Here is an 18,442-nt window from a genome sequence, read left to right on the forward strand (position 1 = left end):
GGGGCGAAGCAACGCGGCGCGTGCGGGACACTGGAGTACGTACTGCATCCCCCGGGGGGCGTCCCCGGAACCCCGGCCGGGGTGGCAGACGGGCCGGGTCGACACGCGAGGCGGACTTTTTTCGTGACCCGGATCGTGATCATCGGTGGCGGCCCCGGCGGCTACGAGGCAGCCCTCGTGGGCGCCCAGCTCGGCGCGGACGTGACTGTCGTCGACACCGACGGCCTCGGTGGTGCTTCGGTGCTGACCGACTGCGTACCGTCGAAGACCCTCATCGCGACAGCCGAGGTGATGACCACCTTCGACTCCTCTTACGAGGAGCTGGGCATCATCGTCGCCGACGACACCCCGCCGCTCGAACAGAAGGCGCGCGTCGTCGGGGTCGACCTCGGCAAGGTCAACCGACGGGTGAAGCGGCTCGCCCTCGCCCAGTCCCACGACATCACCGCCTCCGTCACCCGGGCCGGCGCCCGTGTCGTCCGCGGCCGGGGCCGGCTCGACGGCCGGCAGGCGATGGACGGCTCGCGCCAGGTGGTCGTCACCGCGGCGGACGGCACCGAGGAGACCCTCACCGCCGACGCCGTGCTGATCGCCACCGGCGCCCACCCGCGCGAGATCCCGGACGCGCTGCCGGACGGTGAGCGCATCTTCAACTGGACCCAGGTCTACGACCTCGACGAGCTCCCCGAGGAGCTGATCGTGGTCGGTTCCGGCGTCACCGGCGCCGAGTTCGCCGGTGCCTACCAGGCACTGGGCTCGCAGGTGACGCTCGTCTCCTCGCGTGACCGCGTGCTGCCCGGTGAGGACCCGGACGCCGCCGCCGTACTGGAAGACGTCTTCCGGCGGCGCGGTATGAACGTGATGTCCCGCTCGCGCGCCGAGGCCGCCAAGCGGGTCGGCGACAGGGTCGAGGTGACCCTTTCCGACGGCCGGGTCATCTCCGGTACGCACTGCCTGATGGCGGTCGGCGCGATCGCGAACACCGAGGGCATGGGCCTGGAGGAGGCCGGGGTCCTGGTCAAGGACTCGGGCCACATCAAGACCGACCGGGTGTCCCGTACCTCCGCGCCCGGCGTCTACGCCGCCGGCGATGTCACCGGCGTCTTCGCGCTCGCCTCGGTGGCCGCCATGCAGGGCCGGATCGCGATGTACCACTTCCTGGGCGACGCGGTGGCCCCGCTCAACCTCAAGACGGTCTCGTCGAACGTCTTCACCGACCCGGAGATCGCCACGGTCGGTTACACGCAGGCGGATGTCGACGCCGGCCGGATCGACGCCGTCGGCGTCAAGCTGCCGCTGCTGCGCAACCCGCGCGCCAAGATGCAGGGCATCAGGGACGGTTTCGTCAAGATATTCGCCCGCCCCGGCACGGGCATCGTCGTCGGTGGTGTGGTCGTCGCGCCGCGCGCCAGTGAGCTGATCCATCCGATCGCGCTCGCGGTGGACAACAACCTGACGGTCGAGCAGATCGCGAACACCTTCACGGTGTACCCGTCGCTGTCGGGCTCGATCGCCGAGGTGGCACGCCAGTTGCACACGCGGAAGACGGCCGAGGAGAGCTGAGCCCGGGGGCCCGGGTGCACCGCCCGGGCCCGCCTCCTGACGGATGTGATCGCCTTATACCACTGAGGTTGCCCGTCTGTGTACAACTTCTGTTATTCGGCGCAAACTGCTGAAAGCAGATGGTCGTTGGGGTTACTGTCAGTTTCGTGTTCGCTGCAGAACGTCGCCAATTGATCCTCGAAATGGTGCGCGCCAACGGGGCCGTGTCGCTCCGTGAGCTCGCCCGCGTCGTCCAGACCTCCGAAGTCACCGTACGGCGGGACGTGCGGGCCTTGGAGGCAGAAGGACTCCTCGACCGCCGGCACGGCGGTGCCGTACTGCCGGGTGGCCTCACCCGGGAGTCCGGTTTCCCGCAGAAATCCCATCTCGCGACGGCGGAGAAGACGGCCATCGCCGATCTCGCCGCGAGCTTCGTCGAAGAGGGCGAAGCCGTGGTCGTCGGCGCCGGTACGACCACGCAGGAGCTGGCCCGCCGGCTCGCGCGGATCCCCGGGCTGACCGTCGTCACCAACTCCCTCCTGGTCGCGCAGGCCCTGGCCCACGCCAATCGCGTCGAAGTCGTCATGACGGGCGGCACGCTGCGTGGCTCGAACTACGCGCTGGTCGGCAGTGGGGCCGAGCAGTCCCTCCAGGGGCTGCGGGTCAGCCGCGCGTTCCTCTCCGGGAGCGGACTGACGGCCGAGCGCGGGCTGTCCACGTCCAACATGCTCTCGGCGAGCGTGGACCGGGCGCTGGTGCAGGCCGCGGCGGAGGTCGTGGTGCTGGCCGATCACACCAAGCTCGGTACGGACACCATGTTCCAGACGGTGCCGACCGAGCTGATCAGCCGACTGGTCACGGACGAGCCCCCCGCCCATGACGACCGCGCCGCGACCCAGCTCCAGGCCCTCGCCGACCAGGGCGTGCAGATCGCGGTGGCGGGCGGTGGCGGCGCGGTGGCCGGTGGCGCGAGCGGGTCCGGCGGTGACGGAGTCCCGCAGGGGCGCCAGCCCCGCCGCGACATGCCGCTCCCGGGCCAGCGCCGTACGCACTCCTCAGGGCCGGGCGCCGGTGGCCCGGGGCCGCAACTGCGCGGCCCGGCCGCCTCGATGGCGGCCCAGGAACCGGTCGACCGGGCGAGAGTGTCGGACCTGCGACGCCGCTGAGGCGGCCGAGGCCGCGGGGCCCCCGGGGCCCCGCGGCCCGGGCGGGGCCCAGGTCCGGGCAGGGCCTGGGGGTGTCGCGAAAGGAGCGCCGTCCGCCCGAAGGGCGATGCTCACGGCGTCCGGTGCGTGCCATCGCCAGGCGGAGGATCGTTCTCGTACCGGATGTACGTGGACGACTCCGACAACGCGACGCGTGTGCGTGCCAGGCGTCGCGAGCCGGGCGGGACTTTCGCAAGGGGCCCTAGCGGGGCTTCAGGCCCGTCAGGGTCAGCGTCAGGAGCCGGTCGGCCAAATCCGGGTCGTCCGGCGTCTGCTCGGCGGCCAGGGCGATCGCGTTCGTCAGCTGCAGCAGGTCGTCGATGGAGACCCCGGGCCGTACGTGACCGGCCTCCCGGGCCCGTACGAGCAGCTTCCCGCCCGCCTCGCGCATCGGCACGCTGCACCGCGACAGCGCCGAACTCGTATCGTGTGATGCCGACATGAGCGCCTGTGCGAGCCCCCGATACTCACCCGCATGAGTGATGATCGCGCGCAGCCACTCCACCAGCGCGGCGCAGGGCTGCTCCGCAGAGGCGAGTTCGCGTGACTGTTCCAGCAGGGACGCGAGCGCTTCCTGGAAGACCGCGTTCATCAGCGCGTGCCGGTTCGGGAAGTGCCGGTAGAGCGTGCCGATCCCCACGCCCGCGCGCCGCGCCACATCCTCCAGCGAGGCGTCCGTGCCGTGCTCGGCGAAGCCGGCGCGCGCCTCCGCGAGCAGCCGCACGTAGTTGCGGCGCGCGTCGGCACGCATGGGCCGGGGCGGCTGCGGTTCCGTACCGCTCGTCATCGGCCACTCCTCCCTTGTCCCGTGCGGCTGTCCTGTCCCGTGCGGCCGGGTCCTGCGAGGCCGGCCCCTCCTGCGAGGCAAGGATGCCATCGCGTACGACCGAGGGGCCCGCCTCCCACTGGATGGAGGCGGGCCCCTCGGTCATACGGCTCGCGGGACGAACGAGGACGTCAGTCCTTGATCTCGCAGATCATCGCGCCCGAGGTGATGGACGAACCGACCGTGGCCGACAGGCCCTTGACCGTGCCCGAACGGTGCGCGTTCAGGGGCTGTTCCATCTTCATGGCCTCCAGGACGACGACCAGGTCGCCTTCCTTGACCTCCTGGCCCTCCTCGACCGCGACCTTGACGATCGTGCCCTGCATCGGGGAAGCGAGGGTGTCACCGGAGGCGGCCGGGCCGGACTTCTTCGCGGCGCGGCGCTTCGGCTTGGCGCCGGCGGCCAGACCCGTACGGGCCAGGGACATGCCCAGGCTGATCGGGAGCGAGACTTCCAGGCGCTTGCCACCGACCTCGACCACGACGGTCTCGCGGCCCGGCTCGTTGTCCGCGTCCGCGTCACCCGTGCTGCTGAAGGCCGGGATGTCGTTGACGAACTCGGTCTCGATCCAGCGGGTGTGCACCTGGAACGGGTCGCTGGTGAACGCCGGGTCGGTCACGACCTTGCGGTGGAAGGTCAGCGCGGTGGCCATGCCCTCCACGGTGAACTCGTCGAGCGCGCGGGCCGCGCGCTGCAGTGCCTGCTCGCGCGTGGCGCCCGTGACGATCAGCTTGGCGAGCAGGGAGTCCCACGCCGGGCCGATGACCGAACCGGACTCGACGCCGGCGTCCAGGCGGACACCGGGGCCGCTCGGCGGGGCGAACGCGGTGACCGTGCCGGGGGCGGGGAGGAAGCCCCGGCCCGGGTCCTCGCCGTTGATACGGAATTCGAAGGAGTGCCCGCGCACGGCCGGGTCGCCGTAACCGAGCTCCTCGCCGTCGGCGATCCGGAACATCTCGCGGACCAGGTCGAGGCCGGTGACCTCTTCGGTGACCGGGTGCTCCACCTGCAGACGGGTGTTGACCTCCAGGAAGGAGATCGTGCCGTCGGTGCCGACGAGGAACTCGACGGTGCCGGCGCCGACGTAGCCGGCCTCCCTGAGGATGGCCTTGGACGCCGCGTACAGCTCGGCGTTCTGCGCCTCGCTCAGGAACGGCGCGGGCGCCTCCTCGACCAGCTTCTGGTGCCGGCGCTGGAGCGAGCAGTCACGCGTCGATACGACGACGACGTTGCCGTGCGAGTCCGCCAGGCACTGCGTCTCCACGTGCCGGGGCTTGTCCAGGTAGCGCTCGACGAAGCACTCGCCGCGACCGAAGGCGGCGACGGCCTCGCGTACGGCGGAGTCGTACAGCTCCGGGATCTCCTCCAGGGTGCGGGCGACCTTGAGGCCGCGCCCGCCACCGCCGAAGGCCGCCTTGATCGCGATCGGCAGACCGTGCTGCTCCGCGAACGCCACGACCTCGTCGGGCCCGGAGACCGGGTCGGGGGTGCCGGCGACCAGCGGGGCCCCGGCGCGCTGCGCGATATGGCGGGCGGCGACCTTGTCGCCGAGGTCACGGATGGCCTGCGGCGGCGGGCCGATCCAGGTCAGACCCGCGTCGAGCACGGCCTGGGCGAAGTCCGCGTTCTCGGACAGGAAGCCGTAGCCGGGGTGGATGGCGTCCGCGTCCGAATCCTTCGCGGCCTGAAGCACCTTGGCCATGTCCAGATAGCTGGCGGCCGGGGTGTCACCGCCCAGGGCGAACGCCTCGTCTGCCGCGCGGACATGCAGGGCGTCCCGGTCCGGGTCGGCGTAGACGGCTACGCTCGCGATCCCGGCATCCCGGCACGCGCGGGCAACGCGGACAGCGATTTCGCCACGGTTGGCGATGAGCACCTTGCGCACGATGGCTCCCTCCTTGAAACAAGCTGAGTTTAGGGACTGCCGACACGCCACCTCGACCCGTCCCCATTGGCGAGCTTGCCCACACGGAGCGTGATTCTAGGCTGGCTCAAGTAGCGAAATCCCTAGTGGCACCACGGTACGCCGGGTCCCCTTGTCGCACAGTAGCGGTCGGACGTGGTCCCGATCGCTGTCCGAGTGCCCCGCGACGCATCACGTTTCTTTGTGGAGTCCCTACGAATGGCTGAAACATTCTTTGCTCCCGAGGAATCCGCGTCCGGTGGTTTACCGGTTGGTAACGTGCGCGATATCGTCCGTACGCCGACAACTGGGGAAGAGGGTGGGGGTCGTGGCGCGCGTACCGGTGGCCTGGGTGACCGCGATCGTGCTGCTGGCGGAGGCGGTGGGTGCCGTGCTGGTCAACGGCGTGCTGGCCACGGTCGTCGACCAGCAGCACATGTCCCTGGCCGGCCTCGATGTGGCCGCGCTGTCCACCGGCGCGTGGGTGATGGGCGGTCTCTTCGGCCTGTATCTCCTGACGTGCGTGGCGATACTGATACGTACGGCCGTCCAGGACCGCGCCCCGGGACGCTTCGGCGGGATCGTGCTGATCTCCTGTGCGGTGGTGCACGGGGTGCTGGGCGCGGTGACGGTGGGACTGGTGGGCTGGGCGGCCTTCGCGTTCATGATGGTGGTGCTGGGGCTGCTGGTGCTGGTCCTGCTGGCGTACGGCCGTGAGCACACGGCCACCGCCTGATCCCAACGACCCGTCCGGCAGGGCCGATTCAGACCCAGAGATCGGTGATCGCGACCTCGTGCTCGGCGAGCAGCCGGCGCAGCAGGGGCAGCGACAGGCCGATGACATTGCCGTGGTCGCCCTCGATCGAGTCGACGAAGGGCGCCGACCGGCCGTCCAGCGTGAAGGCCCCGGCGACGTACAGCGGCTCGCCGGACGCGACGTACGCGGCGATCTCGGCGTCCGTCGGGCTCCCGAAATGGACGGTGGTCGAGGCGGTCCGCGAGACGCTGCGCCCGGTCGTGGTGTCGATCACGCAATGACCCGTCTGCAACACTCCGGCGCGCCCGCGCATGGACTTCCAGCGCGCGGTCGCCTCCTCGGCGTCGGCGGGCTTGCCCAGTGCCTCGCCGTCCAGTTCCAGGACGGAATCGCAACCGATCACCAGGGCCCCGGCGACCGCGGGCCTGGCGGCCACGGCGGCGGCCTTGGCCTCGGCGAGGACGAGCGCCAGCGCGGCGGGGTTCGCGGCGGACAGAGCGTCCTCGTCGACCCCGCTGACGATCACCTCGGGTTCGAGCCCGGCCTGCCGGAGCAGTCCGAGACGGGCGGGCGAGGCGGAGGCGAGAACGAGCCGGCGGCGCTGATCGGTCATGCGGCCCATGGTAGGCGGCGGGCCCGGCGCCGACATCAAGCAGGACCTGTCCGGCCCTTCCGCGCCGACCGCTCTCCCGGTACAGAGACGGCGCACCTTCGCGGTCGTCACCGTCGTGGACGAACGCGCTAAGGCTTGGTTGGCGAAGATGGATTGACCGGCCGGCAGGAAGCGGAGTGAGGGGAAGCGATCATGTCGCGGTCACTTGAGATCAAGCCGATCGGAACCGTCACGGGAGGCCGGACCGAGGTGGCCGACGACTACTGGGGCGGTGTCGACTCGGTGATCCGGCTCGACCCCGACTTCCCTGTCGAGGTCGTACAGGGTCTGGAGGAGTTCTCCCACCTCGTCGTGGTGTGGCACTTCGATCAGGCGTCGCCCGGCGATGTGGCGCTGCACGCGCGGAGCCCCAGGAACAATCCTGCCTGGCCGACCACCGGCACGTTCGTACATCGCAACCACCGCAGGCCCAACCAACTGGCGACGAGTTTCCCCCGGCTTCGGAAGGTCGAGGGTCTGGATCTTCACGTCAGCGACCTGGACGCGGTGGACGGGACCGCCGTCTACGACCTGGCTCCCTTCTTCACCGAGATGGGGCCGCGCGGTACGGTCCGTCAGCCGGCCTGGCCCGGCGAGATGCTGGCGGACTACTGGGCCACTCGGCACTGACCGGTGGGACTCCACGCGCGCGTCGGCGTCCCATTCGGCACGCGAGAGCTGTCGCCGTCACGGCCACGTGCGGTCGACGCGGTCCGCTCGTACGGCGTAGGCGGCCGGACCGCCCCGCAGCGCTTCATGACGTGGGCTACGCGCCTCGGCCGGCGGTGACCGGTTTCCACCCGCTGGACGGTGCTCGGTTCCTCCGGGATGCGGACGGTGTCGATACGCGGCCGGCACGGCTCGTCGCGCATCACACGTTCGCGCTGCTGGAGGCGGAGGAGCGCGGATCGCGGGAGGCGCTGTTGCCGAGGCGCGGGTGACCGAGATCGTCGGCCGTTACCGCGCTGACAGCGTGGTGGGGCGGTTCATTCGCCGTGCGGCGCCGGAGATCCTCGCCGCCGTGGAGCGGGTGGAAGCGGCGTTGGCGGCTCAGCCCAGGTAGGGGTAGGTGCCGGCGAGATAGTCGCCGATCTGCTGGCGCATGCTGGGGTGGATGTCGTACTGATCGAGGTCCGTGGGCCGGATGAAGCGGACGCCGTCGGCCTCGTCGTTGATGGTGGGCTCGCCTCCGACCGGGCGCCCGATGTACGTGTTCTCGTACTGCTGGCGGATCTCGCCGTCGGTGTAGGCGACGATGTGGTTCGGGTTGGTGTAGACGCCCAGGAAGCCGGTGATCTCGGCGATGATGCCGGTCTCTTCCAGGCATTCGCGCACCGCGCACTGCGCCGCTGTCTCGCCGATGTCCTGGGCTCCGCCGGGCAGTGCCCACTGGCCCGTGTCGCGGCGGCGCTGGAGCAGGACGGCGCCGCTGTCGTCGACGACGAGCAGGTTGTTGGCGGGGATGAGGGTGTTCGCCTTGGGGGCGTCGGGGTCGTTGTAGTACTCGGTCCTACCCATGTGCGGTGGTCCCCTCCTGGCCCGGTGTCCAGGGCCGCGCGCCGGCCCAGACCGCTTCGGAGCTCTGAGCGTAGTTGTCGAACCAATCCGCGGCATCAACCCTTCTGAGGTGGATCACGGGGAAGGGGGAGGTGTGGAGCGTGGCGCGATCGGTCTCCGCCCTGACGTCAGCGGATGCCGAGGATGATCACGACCACCACCATCGCCAGGGCCAGCAGCACTCCAGCGCGGCGCATCATGGACTGCGTTTCGCGCAGATCCTCGGGGGGCTCGTTCTCCGGGTCGGACCACAGCATGTACTCGATCCTGCGACCGCCGCGCCCGCTCCGCCTGAGTACGGGTACTCAGGCGGAGCGTCGGCGACCGACGGCGGCGCGGGGCGCGGCAGCAGGGCGCGCGAGCCCGGCGTGATCCGGACGGGAGGACCGGCAGGCGGGAGGACGCGGCCCTAGCCGGGCCAGTACGTGTGCGCCCAGGCGCGCGGGCCGGGGCGGGGGGTTCGGTCGCGGGCTATGCGGGACGGGGCCGACCACTCGGCGGCGGGTTCGGGGGTGCCCGCCGGGGGGTTCCCCGCCGCGGCGGCGCGGGCCTGGACGACCGCCAGGGCGGCGGCCAGTTCCTCCCGGGTCGGGTTGCCTCGTATGACCTTGATCATCGTGAACTCCCTTTCCTGGAGCTGGAGCTGGAGCTGGAGCTGGAGCTGGAGCTGGAGCTGGAGATGGTGCCGCCGGCCCTGGAGCGCCGAGCCCGGCACTAGAGGGGGATGTTGCCGTGCTTCTTGGGGGGCAGGCTCTCCCGCTTCGTCCGCAGCTGGCGCAGGCCCTTCACCAGGTGGGCCCGGGTGTCCGACGGCATGATGACGGCGTCCACGTAGCCGCGTTCGGCCGCGATGTACGGGTTGAGCAGGGTGTCCTCGTACTCCTCGATCAGCTCCGCGCGCCGCGCGTCCTGCGCCGCCTCGTCGCCGGCCGCGGCGATCGCGCGGCGGTGCAGGATGTTCACCGCGCCCCGCGCGCCCATCACCGCGATCTGCGCCGTCGGCCAGGCCAGATTCAGGTCCGCGCCCAGGTGCTTGGAGCCCATGACGTCGTACGCGCCGCCGAACGCCTTGCGGGTGATCACCGTGATCAGCGGGACGGTGGCCTCCGCGTACGCGTAGATCAGTTTGGCGCCGCGCCGGATGATGCCGCCGTACTCCTGGTCGACGCCGGGCAGGAAGCCCGGCACGTCCACGAAGGTCAGCACCGGGATGTTGAAGGCGTCGCAGGTGCGGACGAACCGGGCGGCCTTCTCACTCGCGTTGATGTCGAGACAGCCCGCGAACTGCATCGGCTGGTTCGCCACGATGCCGACCGGGAAGCCCTCGACCCGGCCGAAGCCGGTGATGATGTTCGGCGCGAACAGCGCCTGCGTCTCCAGGAATTCGCTGTCGTCCAGCACATGCTCGACGACGGAGTGCATGTCGTACGGCTGGTTCGCGGAGTCCGGGATCAGGGTGTCCAGGGCCCGGTCCTCGTCCGTGGTCTCCAGTACGGCCTCCTCGGGGAAGGCGGGCGGCTCGGAGAGGTTGTTCGACGGGAGGTACGACAACAGGGACTTGACGTACTCGATGGCGTCCTTCTCGTCGCCCGCCATGTGGTGGGCTACGCCGGAGGTCGTGTTGTGCGTACGGGCGCCGCCCAGTTCCTCGAAGCCCACGTCCTCACCGGTCACCGTCTTGATGACGTCCGGGCCCGTGATGAACATGTGCGAGGTCTGGTCGACCATCACGGTGAAGTCGGTGATCGCGGGGGAGTAGACGGCCCCGCCCGCGCACGGTCCGACGATCAGGCTGATCTGCGGCACGACGCCCGACGCGTGGACGTTGCGGCGGAAGATCTCGGCGAAGAGGCCGAGGGCCGCCACGCCTTCCTGGATGCGGGCGCCGCCGCCGTCGTTGATGCCGATCACCGGGCAGCCGGTCTTCATCGCGAAGTCCATGACCTTGATGATCTTCTCGCCGTAGACCTCGCCGAGGGAGCCGCCGAAGATCGTGAAGTCCTGCGAGTAGACGCAGACCGGGCGGCCGTCCACCGTGCCGTAACCGGTGACCACCCCGTCCCCGTACGGGCGGTTCTTCTCGATGCCGAAATTGGTGGAGCGGTGCCGGGCGAATTCGTCCAGCTCGACGAAGGACCCCTCGTCCAGCAGCAGGCCGATGCGCTCGCGAGCCGTCAGCTTGCCCTTGGCGTGCTGCTTCTCCACGGCGCGCGCGGAGCCGGCGTGGGTGGCTTCCTCGATACGGCGCCGGAGGTCCGCGATTCTGCCCGCGGTGGTGTGGCCGGCTCCGGTGCCGTGCGCCGTCCCCGGAGCGGTACCGGGCGCGGCTCCGGTGGCACGGGCGTCGGCGGGGTCATCGGCGGTTCCGAGGGCGGTTCCGAGTGCGATTTCCGGCTCTGACATCGGGATGCGGCTCCCTGGAGGGTCACGGGTGCGGGTCACGGGCTCAGGTGCTGCTCAGGTACTCACGGTGCTGCTGAGGTACTCACGGTGCTGCTCAGGTGCTGCTCACGTGTCTGCTGCCCACGTGCTACTGATCCGTAGCGTATCGGCGTGGATACCGTTCGGCAGTGCGGTGTTTGCCACACGGGACGGCTCTTAGGGTGGCTGGTATGACGGAGCCCGATGCACCCGCAAGCCGCTGGTCCGACCTCGAACGCCCCCCGCTGGACGTGCGCGCCCTGCGGCGCGGGCTGATCCGGCCGGGCGGTCTGTGGAGTTCGCTCGACGTGGTCCCCTCCACCGGATCCACCAATTCCGATCTGGCGGCTCGGGCCGCGGCCGGACTGACCGAGGGGGCTGTGCTGGTCGCCGAGGAGCAGACGGCGGGGCGGGGGCGGCTGGACCGGCGCTGGTCGGCGCCCGCGCGGTCGGGGCTCTTCTTCTCGGTGGTCCTGCGGCCCGGCCCCGATGTGCCGGTGGAGCGCTACGGCTGGCTGCCGCTGCTCACGGGTGTGGCCGTCGCGACGGGCCTGGCACGGGCCGCCGGAGTCGACACGTCCCTCAAATGGCCCAACGACCTGCTGGTGAACGTGGACGGCGAGGAACGCAAGGCGGGCGGGATCCTCGCGGAGCGCGCCGGGGACGGGGCGGTCGTCGTCGGCATCGGCGTCAACGTGTCCCTGCGGGCCGCGGAGCTGCCGGTCCCCACCGCCGGCTCGCTGGCACTGGCGGACGCGGTGTCCCTGGACCGCGACACGCTGCTGCGGGGGGTGCTGCGGTCCCTGGAGCGCTGGTACGGGGAGTGGCGGGCGGCAGACGGCGACCCGGGCGCCTCAGGGCTCCAGGAGGCGTACACGGCGGGCTGCGCGACGCTCGGGCGCGCGGTGCGGGCGGAGCTGCCGGGGGACCGGGAGCTGGCGGGGGAGGCGGTGGCCGTCGACGGGGACGGGCGGCTGGTCCTGGCGACGGCGGGCGGGGAGCGCCATGCGGTGGGGGCGGGCGACATCGTGCACGTACGGGCGGCGGGGTAGGCGAACGGGCGGGGGGCTCGGTGCTGGCCGGGGGGCTCGCCAAGGGCGGGTCGCCGCCGCCCGTACCGAGCGGCCCGGGCCGACCCGCGCATAGGCTGATGGGCGAGACGTGAGCCAGGGCACACCTGCCGTATCGTTGAGGCGATCCACGACAGATCGGCAGGGCAGTGCGCAGGGAACGGGCAGGAGGCGGCTGGTGACCGTCGACGATTCGACTTCCGGCGAGGACGTGAAGCCCCCGTCGGACAACTCGGGTTACCCGACACCCCACCATGTCGTCGACCACACGGTCGAGCCGACCGACGACCCGCTCGCCATCCGCCTCGAACAGCTGATCCTCGGTGCGGAGCGCCGCTACACGCCCTTCCAGGCGGCCCGTACGGCCGGTGTCTCGATGGACCTCGCCTCCCGCTTCTGGCGGGCCATGGGATTCGCCGACATCGGCCAGGCCAAGGCCCTCACGGAGGCGGACGTCCTCGCGCTGCGGCGGCTGGCCGGTCTGGTGGAGGCGGGGCTGCTCAGTGAGCCGATGGCCGTCCAGGTCGCCCGCTCGACCGGGCAGACGACCGCCCGTTTGGCGGAGTGGCAGATCGACTCGTTCCTGGAGGGGCTCACCGAGCCGCCCGAGCCGGGAATGACCCGTACCGAAGTCACGTATCCCCTGGTGGAGCTGCTCCTGCCCGAGCTGGAGGAGTTCCTTGTGTACGTGTGGCGGCGCCAGCTCGCCGCCGCCACCGGGCGCGTCGTCCAGGCCGCCGACGACGAGGAGATGGTCGACCGACGGCTCGCCGTGGGCTTCGCCGACCTCGTCGGCTTCACCCGGCTGACCCGCCGGCTGGAGGAGGAGGAACTGGGCGAGCTGGTCGAGGCGTTCGAGACGACCTGCGCCGACCTCGTCGCGGCGCACGGCGGGCGGCTCATCAAGACCCTCGGGGACGAGGTCCTGTACGCGGCGGACGACGCGGGCACGGCGGCGGAGATCGCGCTGCGCCTCATCGAGACGATGACCCACGACGAGACGATGCCCGCGCTGCGCGTCGGGATGGCGTTCGGCACGGTCACCACGCGGATGGGCGATGTCTTCGGTACGACGGTGAACCTCGCGAGCCGGCTCACCTCCATAGCCCCCAAGGACACGGTCCTGGTCGACGGCGCGTTCGCGGAGGGGCTGATCCGGTCGGGCGAGGCCCCGGCCTCGGAGGCCCAGGCGGCGGAGGCGGCGGCGCGGGCCGAGGCGGCCGGTGAGGCGGCGCCCTCGTACCGCTTCGGGCTGCAGCCGATGTGGCAGCGGCCGGTGCGCGGTCTGGGCGTGGTCGAACCATGGCTGCTGGCACGCCGCACCCCGTAGGTCCCGCTCCGGGCGGTCTTGTCGGATCAGCCCGGCGTTCCCGGCCCGGCGAAGATCGGCCGACAGGGCCTAGGATCGGACCCCGGTGAACCATCGTTAACCGGGAGGGCGCGGCGCATGACGGACGTGACGGTAGCGGGCGTGGTTGAGCAGCGGTTCGGGGAATTCGTCGTCGTACGGCGGCACGGTCACGTCGCGGAGCTGGTCCTGGACCGGCCCAAGGCCATGAACGCCGTGTCCACGGAGATGGCCAGGTCCATCGGTGCCGCGTGCGCGGCGCTGGGCGGGGATCAGGGCGTGGGCCAGGGCGTACGCGTCGCCGTGCTGACCTCCACCCATCCGCGCGCCTTCTGTGTCGGCGCGGACCTCAAGGAGCGGAACTCCCTCAGCGACGCCGAGCTGGTGCGCCAGCGGCCCACCGCGCGCGTCGCGTACACGGGGGTGCTGGAGCTGCCGATGCCGACGATCGCCGCCGTGCACGGCTTCGCGCTCGGCGGTGGCTTCGAGCTGGCCCTCGCCTGCGATCTGATCGTCGCCGACCGTACGGCGGTGGTCGGGCTGCCCGAGGTGTCGGTCGGTGTGATCCCCGGCGGCGGCGGTACGCAGCTGCTGCCGCGCCGGGTCGGAGCCGCCCGGGCCGCGGAACTGATCTTCACGGCCCGGCGGGTGGAGGCGCCGGAGGCGCGGGAGCTGGGCCTCGTGGACCAGCTGGTGGACGAGGGGGCCGACCGGGACGAGGCCCTGGCGCTGGCGGCCCGGATCGCCGCGAACTCGCCCGTCGGGCTGCGGGCCGCCAAGCGCGCGCTGCGGCTCGGGCACGGGCTCGACCTGCGGGCCGGCCTGGAGGTCGAGGACGCCGCCTGGCGGTCCGTGGCCTTCTCGGGTGACCGGGCGGAGGGCGTAGCGGCCTTCAACGAGAAGCGGCCCCCGGAGTGGCCCGGCGAGTGAACGCGGAGTGGTCGGCCCATCGCTCCAAGTGATCAAAGCATCACAAAACGCCCTAGGGTGGGGTGATGGGAGTGGATGGGCGACTACGAGCCGTGGTGTCGCTGGCACAGGCGATGGCGTCGGCCCAGACGCCGCGCGAGTCCTGGCGGGCCGCCGCCCAGGGCGCGTGCGAGGCGCTCGGCGGGAGCTTCGCGGCGCTGTCGCTGTGGGAGCGGGACCTCGGACGGCTGAAGGTGCTCGTGAACGTGGGGGATCTGGCCGCCGGGGAGGAGGACTTCCCCGAGGACGAGTCGTACCCCGTGCACCAGTTCCCTGAGATCGCGGAGTTCCTGCACGAACGGTGGGCGGGCGGCGGCGGCCCGAACGCCTGGGTCGAGACGGCGGCGGGCCCGCGTGCTTCCGGACCGGGCGCTTCCGGCCCGCCCGGTTCCGGCCCGGGCGCCCGTGACCCCGGTTACTGCCATGAGCGCGTCGCGGCGCTGCGGCGGCGCGGGCGGAGCAGCTGTGTCGTCGCGCCGATCCTGCTGCACGGGCGGGCGTGGGGGGAGCTGTACGTGGCCCGGCCGCTCGGTGCGCCGCTCTTCGGCGGGGACGACGCGGACTTCGCCACCGTCATCGCGTCCGTGGTGGCCTCGGGGATCGCCCAGACCGAGCGGCTCGAAGAGGTCCGCCGGCTGGCCTTCACGGACCCGCTGACCGGGCTGGCGAACCGGCGCGCGGTCGATATGCGGCTCGACGAGGCGATCGGGCTGCACCGGGAGGACGGCACCGTCGTCAGCCTCGTCGTCTGCGACCTCAACGGCCTGAAGAGGGTCAACGACACCCAGGGGCACGCGGTCGGTGACCGGCTGCTGGAACGATTCGGCTCGGTCCTGTCGCTGTGCGGCGCGAGACTTCCGGGGGCGCTGGCCGCCCGGCTGGGCGGGGACGAGTTCTGCCTGCTCACGGCCGGCCCCCCGGCCGACGCGGTGATCGCCGTGGCGAGGGAACTGTGCGCGCGGGCAGCCGAGTTGGACCTCGGCGAGGGAGTCGCGTGCGGGATCGCCTCCACGGGCGACCCGATCGGGCAGGTGCGGTCGGCGCGGCGGCTGTTCCGCCTGGCCGACGCTGCGCAGTACCGGGCGAAGGCGGCGCGCTCGGGGGAGCCGGTGGTGGCGGGGCGGGACGGGGCGGTGCTGCGCCTGGCGGACGCGCCGCCGGGCAACGCCCACGACCGCCGGAGCTTCCGGGACGCGCCGACCGGTCCGACGCCACGGCCGACGCCACGGCCGCCGACTGGGCCGACGCCGCAGCCGCCGACTGGGCCGACGCCACGGCCAATGCCACGGCCGCCGACCGGGCCGACGTCCGAGCCGCCCTCCGGGGGGTGACCGATTCCGCCAACCCGCAGGTGGCCCACCGCTAGTGACACCTTGAGATTCAGTCCGTACGCTCCTGAATATGGATATGCACACTGTCGTGGTGGGGACGTCCGGGACCACCGCCGAGGACGTCATCGCCGTGGCCCGCGGGCACGCCCGGATCGAGCTCTCCGCCGAGGCCGTCACCGCGCTCGCCGACGCGCGCCGGATCGTGGAGGCGCTGGCAGCCAAGCCCGAGCCCGTGTACGGGGTCTCGACCGGATTCGGCGCGCTCGCCACCCGGCACATCAGCCAGGACCTCCGCGCCCAGCTGCAGCGCAACATCGTCCGCAGCCACGCCGCCGGCATGGGCCCGCGCGTCGAGCGGGACGTCGTCAGGGCGCTGATGTTCCTGCGGCTCAAGACCGTCGCCTCCGGCCGTACCGGCGTACGCCCCGAGGTCGCGCAGACCATGGCCGACGTGCTGAACGCCGGGATCACCCCCGTCGTCCACGAATTCGGCTCGCTCGGCTGCTCCGGCGACCTCGCGCCGCTCTCCCACTGCGCGCTGACCCTCATGGGCGAGGGCGACGCCGAGGGCCCCGACGGTGTCGTGAAGCCCGCGGGCGAGCTGCTCGCCGCACACGGCATCACCCCCGTCGAGCTGCGCGAGAAGGAGGGGCTGGCGCTGCTCAACGGCACCGACGGCATGCTCGGCATGCTGGTCATGGCCCTCGCCGACCTGCACCGCCTCTACACCTCCGCCGACATCACCGCCGCGCTGACCCTGGAAGCCCTGCTCGGCACCGCCAAGGTCCTCGCGCCCGAGCTGCACGCCATCCGGCCCCACCCCGGCCAGGGGGCCAGCGCGGACAACATGCTGCGGGTCCTCGACGGGTCGGGCCTGACCGGCCATTTCCAGGCCGACGCGGCCCCCCGCGTGCAGGACGCGTACTCCGTGCGCTGCGCCCCGCAGGTCGCGGGCGCGGGCCGGGACACGCTCGCGTACGCCCGGATCGTCGCGGACCGCGAGCTGGCGGCGGCGGTCGACAATCCGGTGGTCCTGCCCGACGGCCGCGTCGAGTCGAACGGCAACTTCCACGGTGCCCCCGTCGCGTACGTCCTGGACTTCCTGGCCATCGCCGCCGCCGACCTGGGCTCGATCGCGGAACGCCGTACGGACCGGCTCCTCGACAAGAACCGCTCGCACGGGCTGCCGGCCTTCCTCGCCGACGACGCCGGGGTCGACTCGGGCCTGATGATCGCGCAGTACACGCAGGCCGCCCTGGTCAGCGAGATGAAGCGGCTTGCGGTTCCCGCCTCGGTGGACTCCATCCCGTCCTCCGCGATGCAGGAGGACCACGTCTCCATGGGCTGGTCGGCCGCGCGCAAGCTCCGTACCGCCGTCGACAACCTGAGCCGGATCATCGCGGTCGAGCTGTACGCGGCGACCCGCGCGATCGAGCTGCGCCACGGCCTCACCCCCGCGCCCGCCTCCCGGGCCGCCATCGACGCGCTGCGCGCGGCGGGGGTCGAGGGCCCGGGGCCGGACCGTTTCCTCGCCCCGGACCTCGCGGCGGCGGACGCCTTCGTACGCGAGGGCAGGCTGGTCGCGGCGGTGGAGCCGGTGACGGGCCCGCTGGCCTGAGCGTTCCCGCCGTGGTGAAGGTCCGGCGATGACAGGAGGGGCCGCCCGGTGCTGCCGGTCGGCCCCTCCCCGTACACGGAGTACACGTACGGCTGCGCACGTACGGCTGTGGTCGCCGTACCGCTGTTCCCGTGCGGCTGCTCAGAAGACGCGTGCGCCCTCGCGTGCCGAGTACACGACGAACACCGCGCCCACCCCGAGGAGCACGCTCCCGCCGATCAGGTACGGCGTGGTCCGCACGCTGCCTGTTTCGGCGAGGAGAGCCGGCTCCCGCGAGCTGCCCGGTCCTCCGGCGGTGAGGTCCCCGGCGGTGAGGTCCCCGGCGGTGAGGTCCCCGGCGGCGAGGTCTCCGGCGGCGAGGCTCCGCGCTGCCGCCGCAGCCCCCTGTTCCGGAGCGTCCAGTTCTTCGGTGGCGTGCGCGGAGGGAACGAACCAGAGTGCGCAGAGAAGGATTCCGGCGGCGGCAGCGGTGAGCAGCGGCCGGCTTGCGACGGACAAGTGATCGATCTCCCTTGTGACAACGTCGAATTGGCTGGGATGCGCTGATGCTAGACGAGCCGTTCCGTGGCGCCGTCGTCGGCCCGGGGCCGGCCGGGCCTTCGGGTCGGGAGCGGCCGGGCCCCGGGGCGGAGACGGCCGGGCCTTCGGGTCGGGAGCCCTAAGCTCCGTCGTATGAGCACTTCTGAGTCATCGCGTTATGTACGGTTGCGGGTGGAGCTGGTGCTGGAGGTCGACGACCCCGGGCAGCTCAGTGGCGCCGCCCTCGCCCGCATCGTCGCGGACGAGTCCATGCCGGAGGACGAGCGCGCCCACGCCGAGTCCGCGGTGCGGGAAGACGAGGCGGAGGCTCTCGCGTATCTCGTCGAGCCGTTCGACCTGGTCAGCGAGGTCCCCGGGATCGAACTGGCGCAGGCGTCGTGGACCAGTGAACTGATCGACTACGACCCGGACGCGGTGGAATGGGACCTCGACGAGGACGACGAGGGTGAGCTGGACGGCGCGGCCGAACTGAAGGACGGGCTGAACGACGGGCTGAACGACCGCGCCCGTGCGGGCAACGACGTCAATGAGGCCGGGTCCGCTCCCCGATCGTGACACCCTGGTGGGTCCCGGCCCGGCCCGCCGCGCCCCGGCGGGCCGGGGTCCGACTTATCGCGCGTTGTCGCGGGATGGCGAGTGGTGTGCGCCACATCTGCGGCTGATGTGGAACCGGACGAACCGGCACGAGCGTTCTTAAAACTT

Annotated in this window: 18 protein-coding genes and 1 pseudogene; 11 read left to right on the forward strand and 8 right to left on the reverse strand. The window is 71.8% G+C overall.

Annotated features, from left to right (window positions below):
- Positions 1–123: 123 nt before the first annotated feature.
- Positions 124–1,563 (forward strand): NAD(P)H-quinone dehydrogenase, encoded by a 1,440-nt coding sequence (locus ACIBAE_RS03970; protein WP_399282209.1) that lies wholly within the window; start codon positions 124–126, stop codon positions 1,561–1,563.
- Between the two features lie 146 nt (positions 1,564–1,709).
- Positions 1,710–2,708 carry a DeoR/GlpR family DNA-binding transcription regulator gene (locus tag ACIBAE_RS03975; RefSeq protein ID WP_399282210.1) on the forward strand — a complete coding sequence of 333 codons (999 nt, stop codon included), beginning with the start codon at positions 1,710–1,712 and terminating at the stop codon, positions 2,706–2,708.
- Positions 2,709–2,949: 241 nt separating this feature from the next.
- Here ACIBAE_RS03975 and ACIBAE_RS03980 read toward each other — a convergent pair whose 3' ends face one another.
- Both ACIBAE_RS03980 and ACIBAE_RS03985 read right to left on the reverse strand, forming a co-directional pair.
- Complete coding sequence (locus tag ACIBAE_RS03980) at positions 2,950–3,534, reverse strand: TetR/AcrR family transcriptional regulator (RefSeq protein ID WP_399282211.1); 585 nt, start codon at positions 3,532–3,534, stop codon at positions 2,950–2,952.
- Between the two features lie 170 nt (positions 3,535–3,704).
- The gene (locus tag ACIBAE_RS03985; protein ID WP_399282212.1) at positions 3,705–5,459 is read right to left on the reverse strand and encodes an acetyl/propionyl/methylcrotonyl-CoA carboxylase subunit alpha; all 1,755 of its coding nucleotides are present in this window, start codon (positions 5,457–5,459) and stop codon (positions 3,705–3,707) included.
- 346 nt (positions 5,460–5,805) lie between these two features.
- Here ACIBAE_RS03985 and ACIBAE_RS03990 point away from each other — a divergent pair, with 346 nt between their 5' ends.
- Positions 5,806–6,213, forward strand: a complete 408-nt coding sequence (locus ACIBAE_RS03990) for a hypothetical protein (RefSeq protein WP_399282213.1) — start codon at positions 5,806–5,808, stop codon at positions 6,211–6,213.
- 28 nt (positions 6,214–6,241) lie between these two features.
- On the opposite strand, the gene ACIBAE_RS03995 is transcribed toward ACIBAE_RS03990, so the two are convergent.
- Positions 6,242–6,856: a Maf family protein gene (locus ACIBAE_RS03995; protein ID WP_399282214.1), complete on the reverse strand. Its 615-nt coding sequence runs from the start codon at positions 6,854–6,856 to the stop codon at positions 6,242–6,244.
- A 183-nt stretch (positions 6,857–7,039) separates the two neighbouring features.
- On the opposite strand from ACIBAE_RS03995, the gene ACIBAE_RS04000 reads away from it, so the two are divergent.
- Together ACIBAE_RS04000 and ACIBAE_RS04005 are read left to right on the forward strand one after the other, a co-directional pair.
- Positions 7,040–7,516 carry an SAM-dependent methyltransferase gene (locus ACIBAE_RS04000; protein ID WP_399282215.1) on the forward strand — a complete coding sequence of 159 codons (477 nt, stop codon included), beginning with the start codon at positions 7,040–7,042 and terminating at the stop codon, positions 7,514–7,516.
- Positions 7,513–7,949 (forward strand): annotated as a pseudogene (locus ACIBAE_RS04005) (metal-dependent phosphohydrolase). Before ACIBAE_RS04000 ends, ACIBAE_RS04005 begins: the two are co-directional and overlap by 4 nt.
- Here ACIBAE_RS04005 and ACIBAE_RS04010 read toward each other — a convergent pair.
- From ACIBAE_RS04010 to ACIBAE_RS04025, 4 genes are all read right to left on the reverse strand, one after another.
- Positions 7,937–8,404: an NUDIX hydrolase gene (locus ACIBAE_RS04010; protein ID WP_399282216.1), complete on the reverse strand. Its 468-nt coding sequence runs from the start codon at positions 8,402–8,404 to the stop codon at positions 7,937–7,939. The pseudogene ACIBAE_RS04005 and the gene ACIBAE_RS04010 overlap by 13 nt on opposite strands.
- A gap of 167 nt (positions 8,405–8,571) precedes the next feature.
- A complete protein-coding gene (gene mmpB / locus ACIBAE_RS04015) occupies positions 8,572–8,700 on the reverse strand; it encodes a morphogenic membrane protein MmpB (RefSeq protein WP_399282217.1) in 129 nt (42 codons plus the stop codon).
- 152 nt (positions 8,701–8,852) lie between these two features.
- Entirely contained in the window at positions 8,853–9,059 is a 207-nt protein-coding gene (locus ACIBAE_RS04020; RefSeq protein WP_399282562.1) for an acyl-CoA carboxylase epsilon subunit, read from the reverse strand.
- Between the two features lie 98 nt (positions 9,060–9,157).
- Complete coding sequence (locus ACIBAE_RS04025; RefSeq protein WP_399282218.1) at positions 9,158–10,846, reverse strand: acyl-CoA carboxylase subunit beta; 1,689 nt, start codon at positions 10,844–10,846, stop codon at positions 9,158–9,160.
- A gap of 209 nt (positions 10,847–11,055) precedes the next feature.
- Here ACIBAE_RS04025 and ACIBAE_RS04030 point away from each other — a divergent pair, with 209 nt between their 5' ends.
- The 5 genes from ACIBAE_RS04030 (at position 11,056) to hutH (ending at position 17,200) form a co-directional block, all read left to right on the forward strand.
- On the forward strand, positions 11,056–11,916 hold the full coding sequence (locus ACIBAE_RS04030) for a biotin--[acetyl-CoA-carboxylase] ligase (protein ID WP_399282219.1): 861 nt from the start codon (positions 11,056–11,058) through the stop codon (positions 11,914–11,916).
- A 196-nt stretch (positions 11,917–12,112) separates the two neighbouring features.
- Positions 12,113–13,264: an adenylate/guanylate cyclase domain-containing protein gene (locus ACIBAE_RS04035; protein WP_399282220.1), complete on the forward strand. Its 1,152-nt coding sequence runs from the start codon at positions 12,113–12,115 to the stop codon at positions 13,262–13,264.
- Positions 13,265–13,405: 141 nt separating this feature from the next.
- Positions 13,406–14,212: an enoyl-CoA hydratase/isomerase family protein gene (locus ACIBAE_RS04040; RefSeq protein WP_399282563.1), complete on the forward strand. Its 807-nt coding sequence runs from the start codon at positions 13,406–13,408 to the stop codon at positions 14,210–14,212.
- 62 nt (positions 14,213–14,274) lie between these two features.
- A complete protein-coding gene (locus ACIBAE_RS04045; RefSeq protein ID WP_399282221.1) occupies positions 14,275–15,582 on the forward strand; it encodes a diguanylate cyclase domain-containing protein in 1,308 nt (435 codons plus the stop codon).
- Between the two features lie 76 nt (positions 15,583–15,658).
- Positions 15,659–17,200, forward strand: coding sequence for a histidine ammonia-lyase (gene hutH, locus ACIBAE_RS04050; RefSeq protein ID WP_399282564.1), 1,542 nt, complete (start codon positions 15,659–15,661; stop codon positions 17,198–17,200).
- 141 nt (positions 17,201–17,341) lie between these two features.
- Here the strand turns inward: hutH and ACIBAE_RS04055 are convergent, their stop codons facing one another.
- Positions 17,342–17,698 (reverse strand): hypothetical protein, encoded by a 357-nt coding sequence (locus tag ACIBAE_RS04055; RefSeq protein WP_399282222.1) that lies wholly within the window; start codon positions 17,696–17,698, stop codon positions 17,342–17,344.
- Positions 17,699–17,872: 174 nt separating this feature from the next.
- Between ACIBAE_RS04055 and ACIBAE_RS04060 the strand changes: the two genes are divergently transcribed.
- Positions 17,873–18,295, forward strand: coding sequence for a hypothetical protein (locus tag ACIBAE_RS04060; protein WP_399282223.1), 423 nt, complete (start codon positions 17,873–17,875; stop codon positions 18,293–18,295).
- The last annotated feature ends 147 nt before the right edge of the window (positions 18,296–18,442 follow it).

This window comes from Streptomyces sp. NPDC051569 (assembly GCF_044454085.1).
Taxonomy (GTDB): domain Bacteria; phylum Actinomycetota; class Actinomycetes; order Streptomycetales; family Streptomycetaceae; genus Streptomyces.

Coding starts and splice junctions, on each gene's coding strand:
- ACIBAE_RS03980 (WP_399282211.1), bottom strand. CDS start 3,534: ATGACGAGCGGTACGGAACCGCAGCCGCCCCGGCCCATGCGTGCCGAC.
- ACIBAE_RS03995 (WP_399282214.1), bottom strand. CDS start 6,856: ATGGGCCGCATGACCGATCAGCGCCGCCGGCTCGTTCTCGCCTCCGCC.
- ACIBAE_RS04000 (WP_399282215.1), top strand. CDS start 7,040: ATGTCGCGGTCACTTGAGATCAAGCCGATCGGAACCGTCACGGGAGGC.
- ACIBAE_RS04010 (WP_399282216.1), bottom strand. CDS start 8,404: ATGGGTAGGACCGAGTACTACAACGACCCCGACGCCCCCAAGGCGAAC.
- mmpB (WP_399282217.1), bottom strand. CDS start 8,700: ATGCTGTGGTCCGACCCGGAGAACGAGCCCCCCGAGGATCTGCGCGAA.
- ACIBAE_RS04020 (WP_399282562.1), bottom strand. CDS start 9,059: ATGATCAAGGTCATACGAGGCAACCCGACCCGGGAGGAACTGGCCGCC.
- ACIBAE_RS04025 (WP_399282218.1), bottom strand. CDS start 10,846: ATGTCAGAGCCGGAAATCGCACTCGGAACCGCCCTCGGAACCGCCGAT.
- ACIBAE_RS04030 (WP_399282219.1), top strand. CDS start 11,056: ATGACGGAGCCCGATGCACCCGCAAGCCGCTGGTCCGACCTCGAACGC.
- hutH (WP_399282564.1), top strand. CDS start 15,659: ATGCACACTGTCGTGGTGGGGACGTCCGGGACCACCGCCGAGGACGTC.
- ACIBAE_RS04060 (WP_399282223.1), top strand. CDS start 17,873: ATGAGCACTTCTGAGTCATCGCGTTATGTACGGTTGCGGGTGGAGCTG.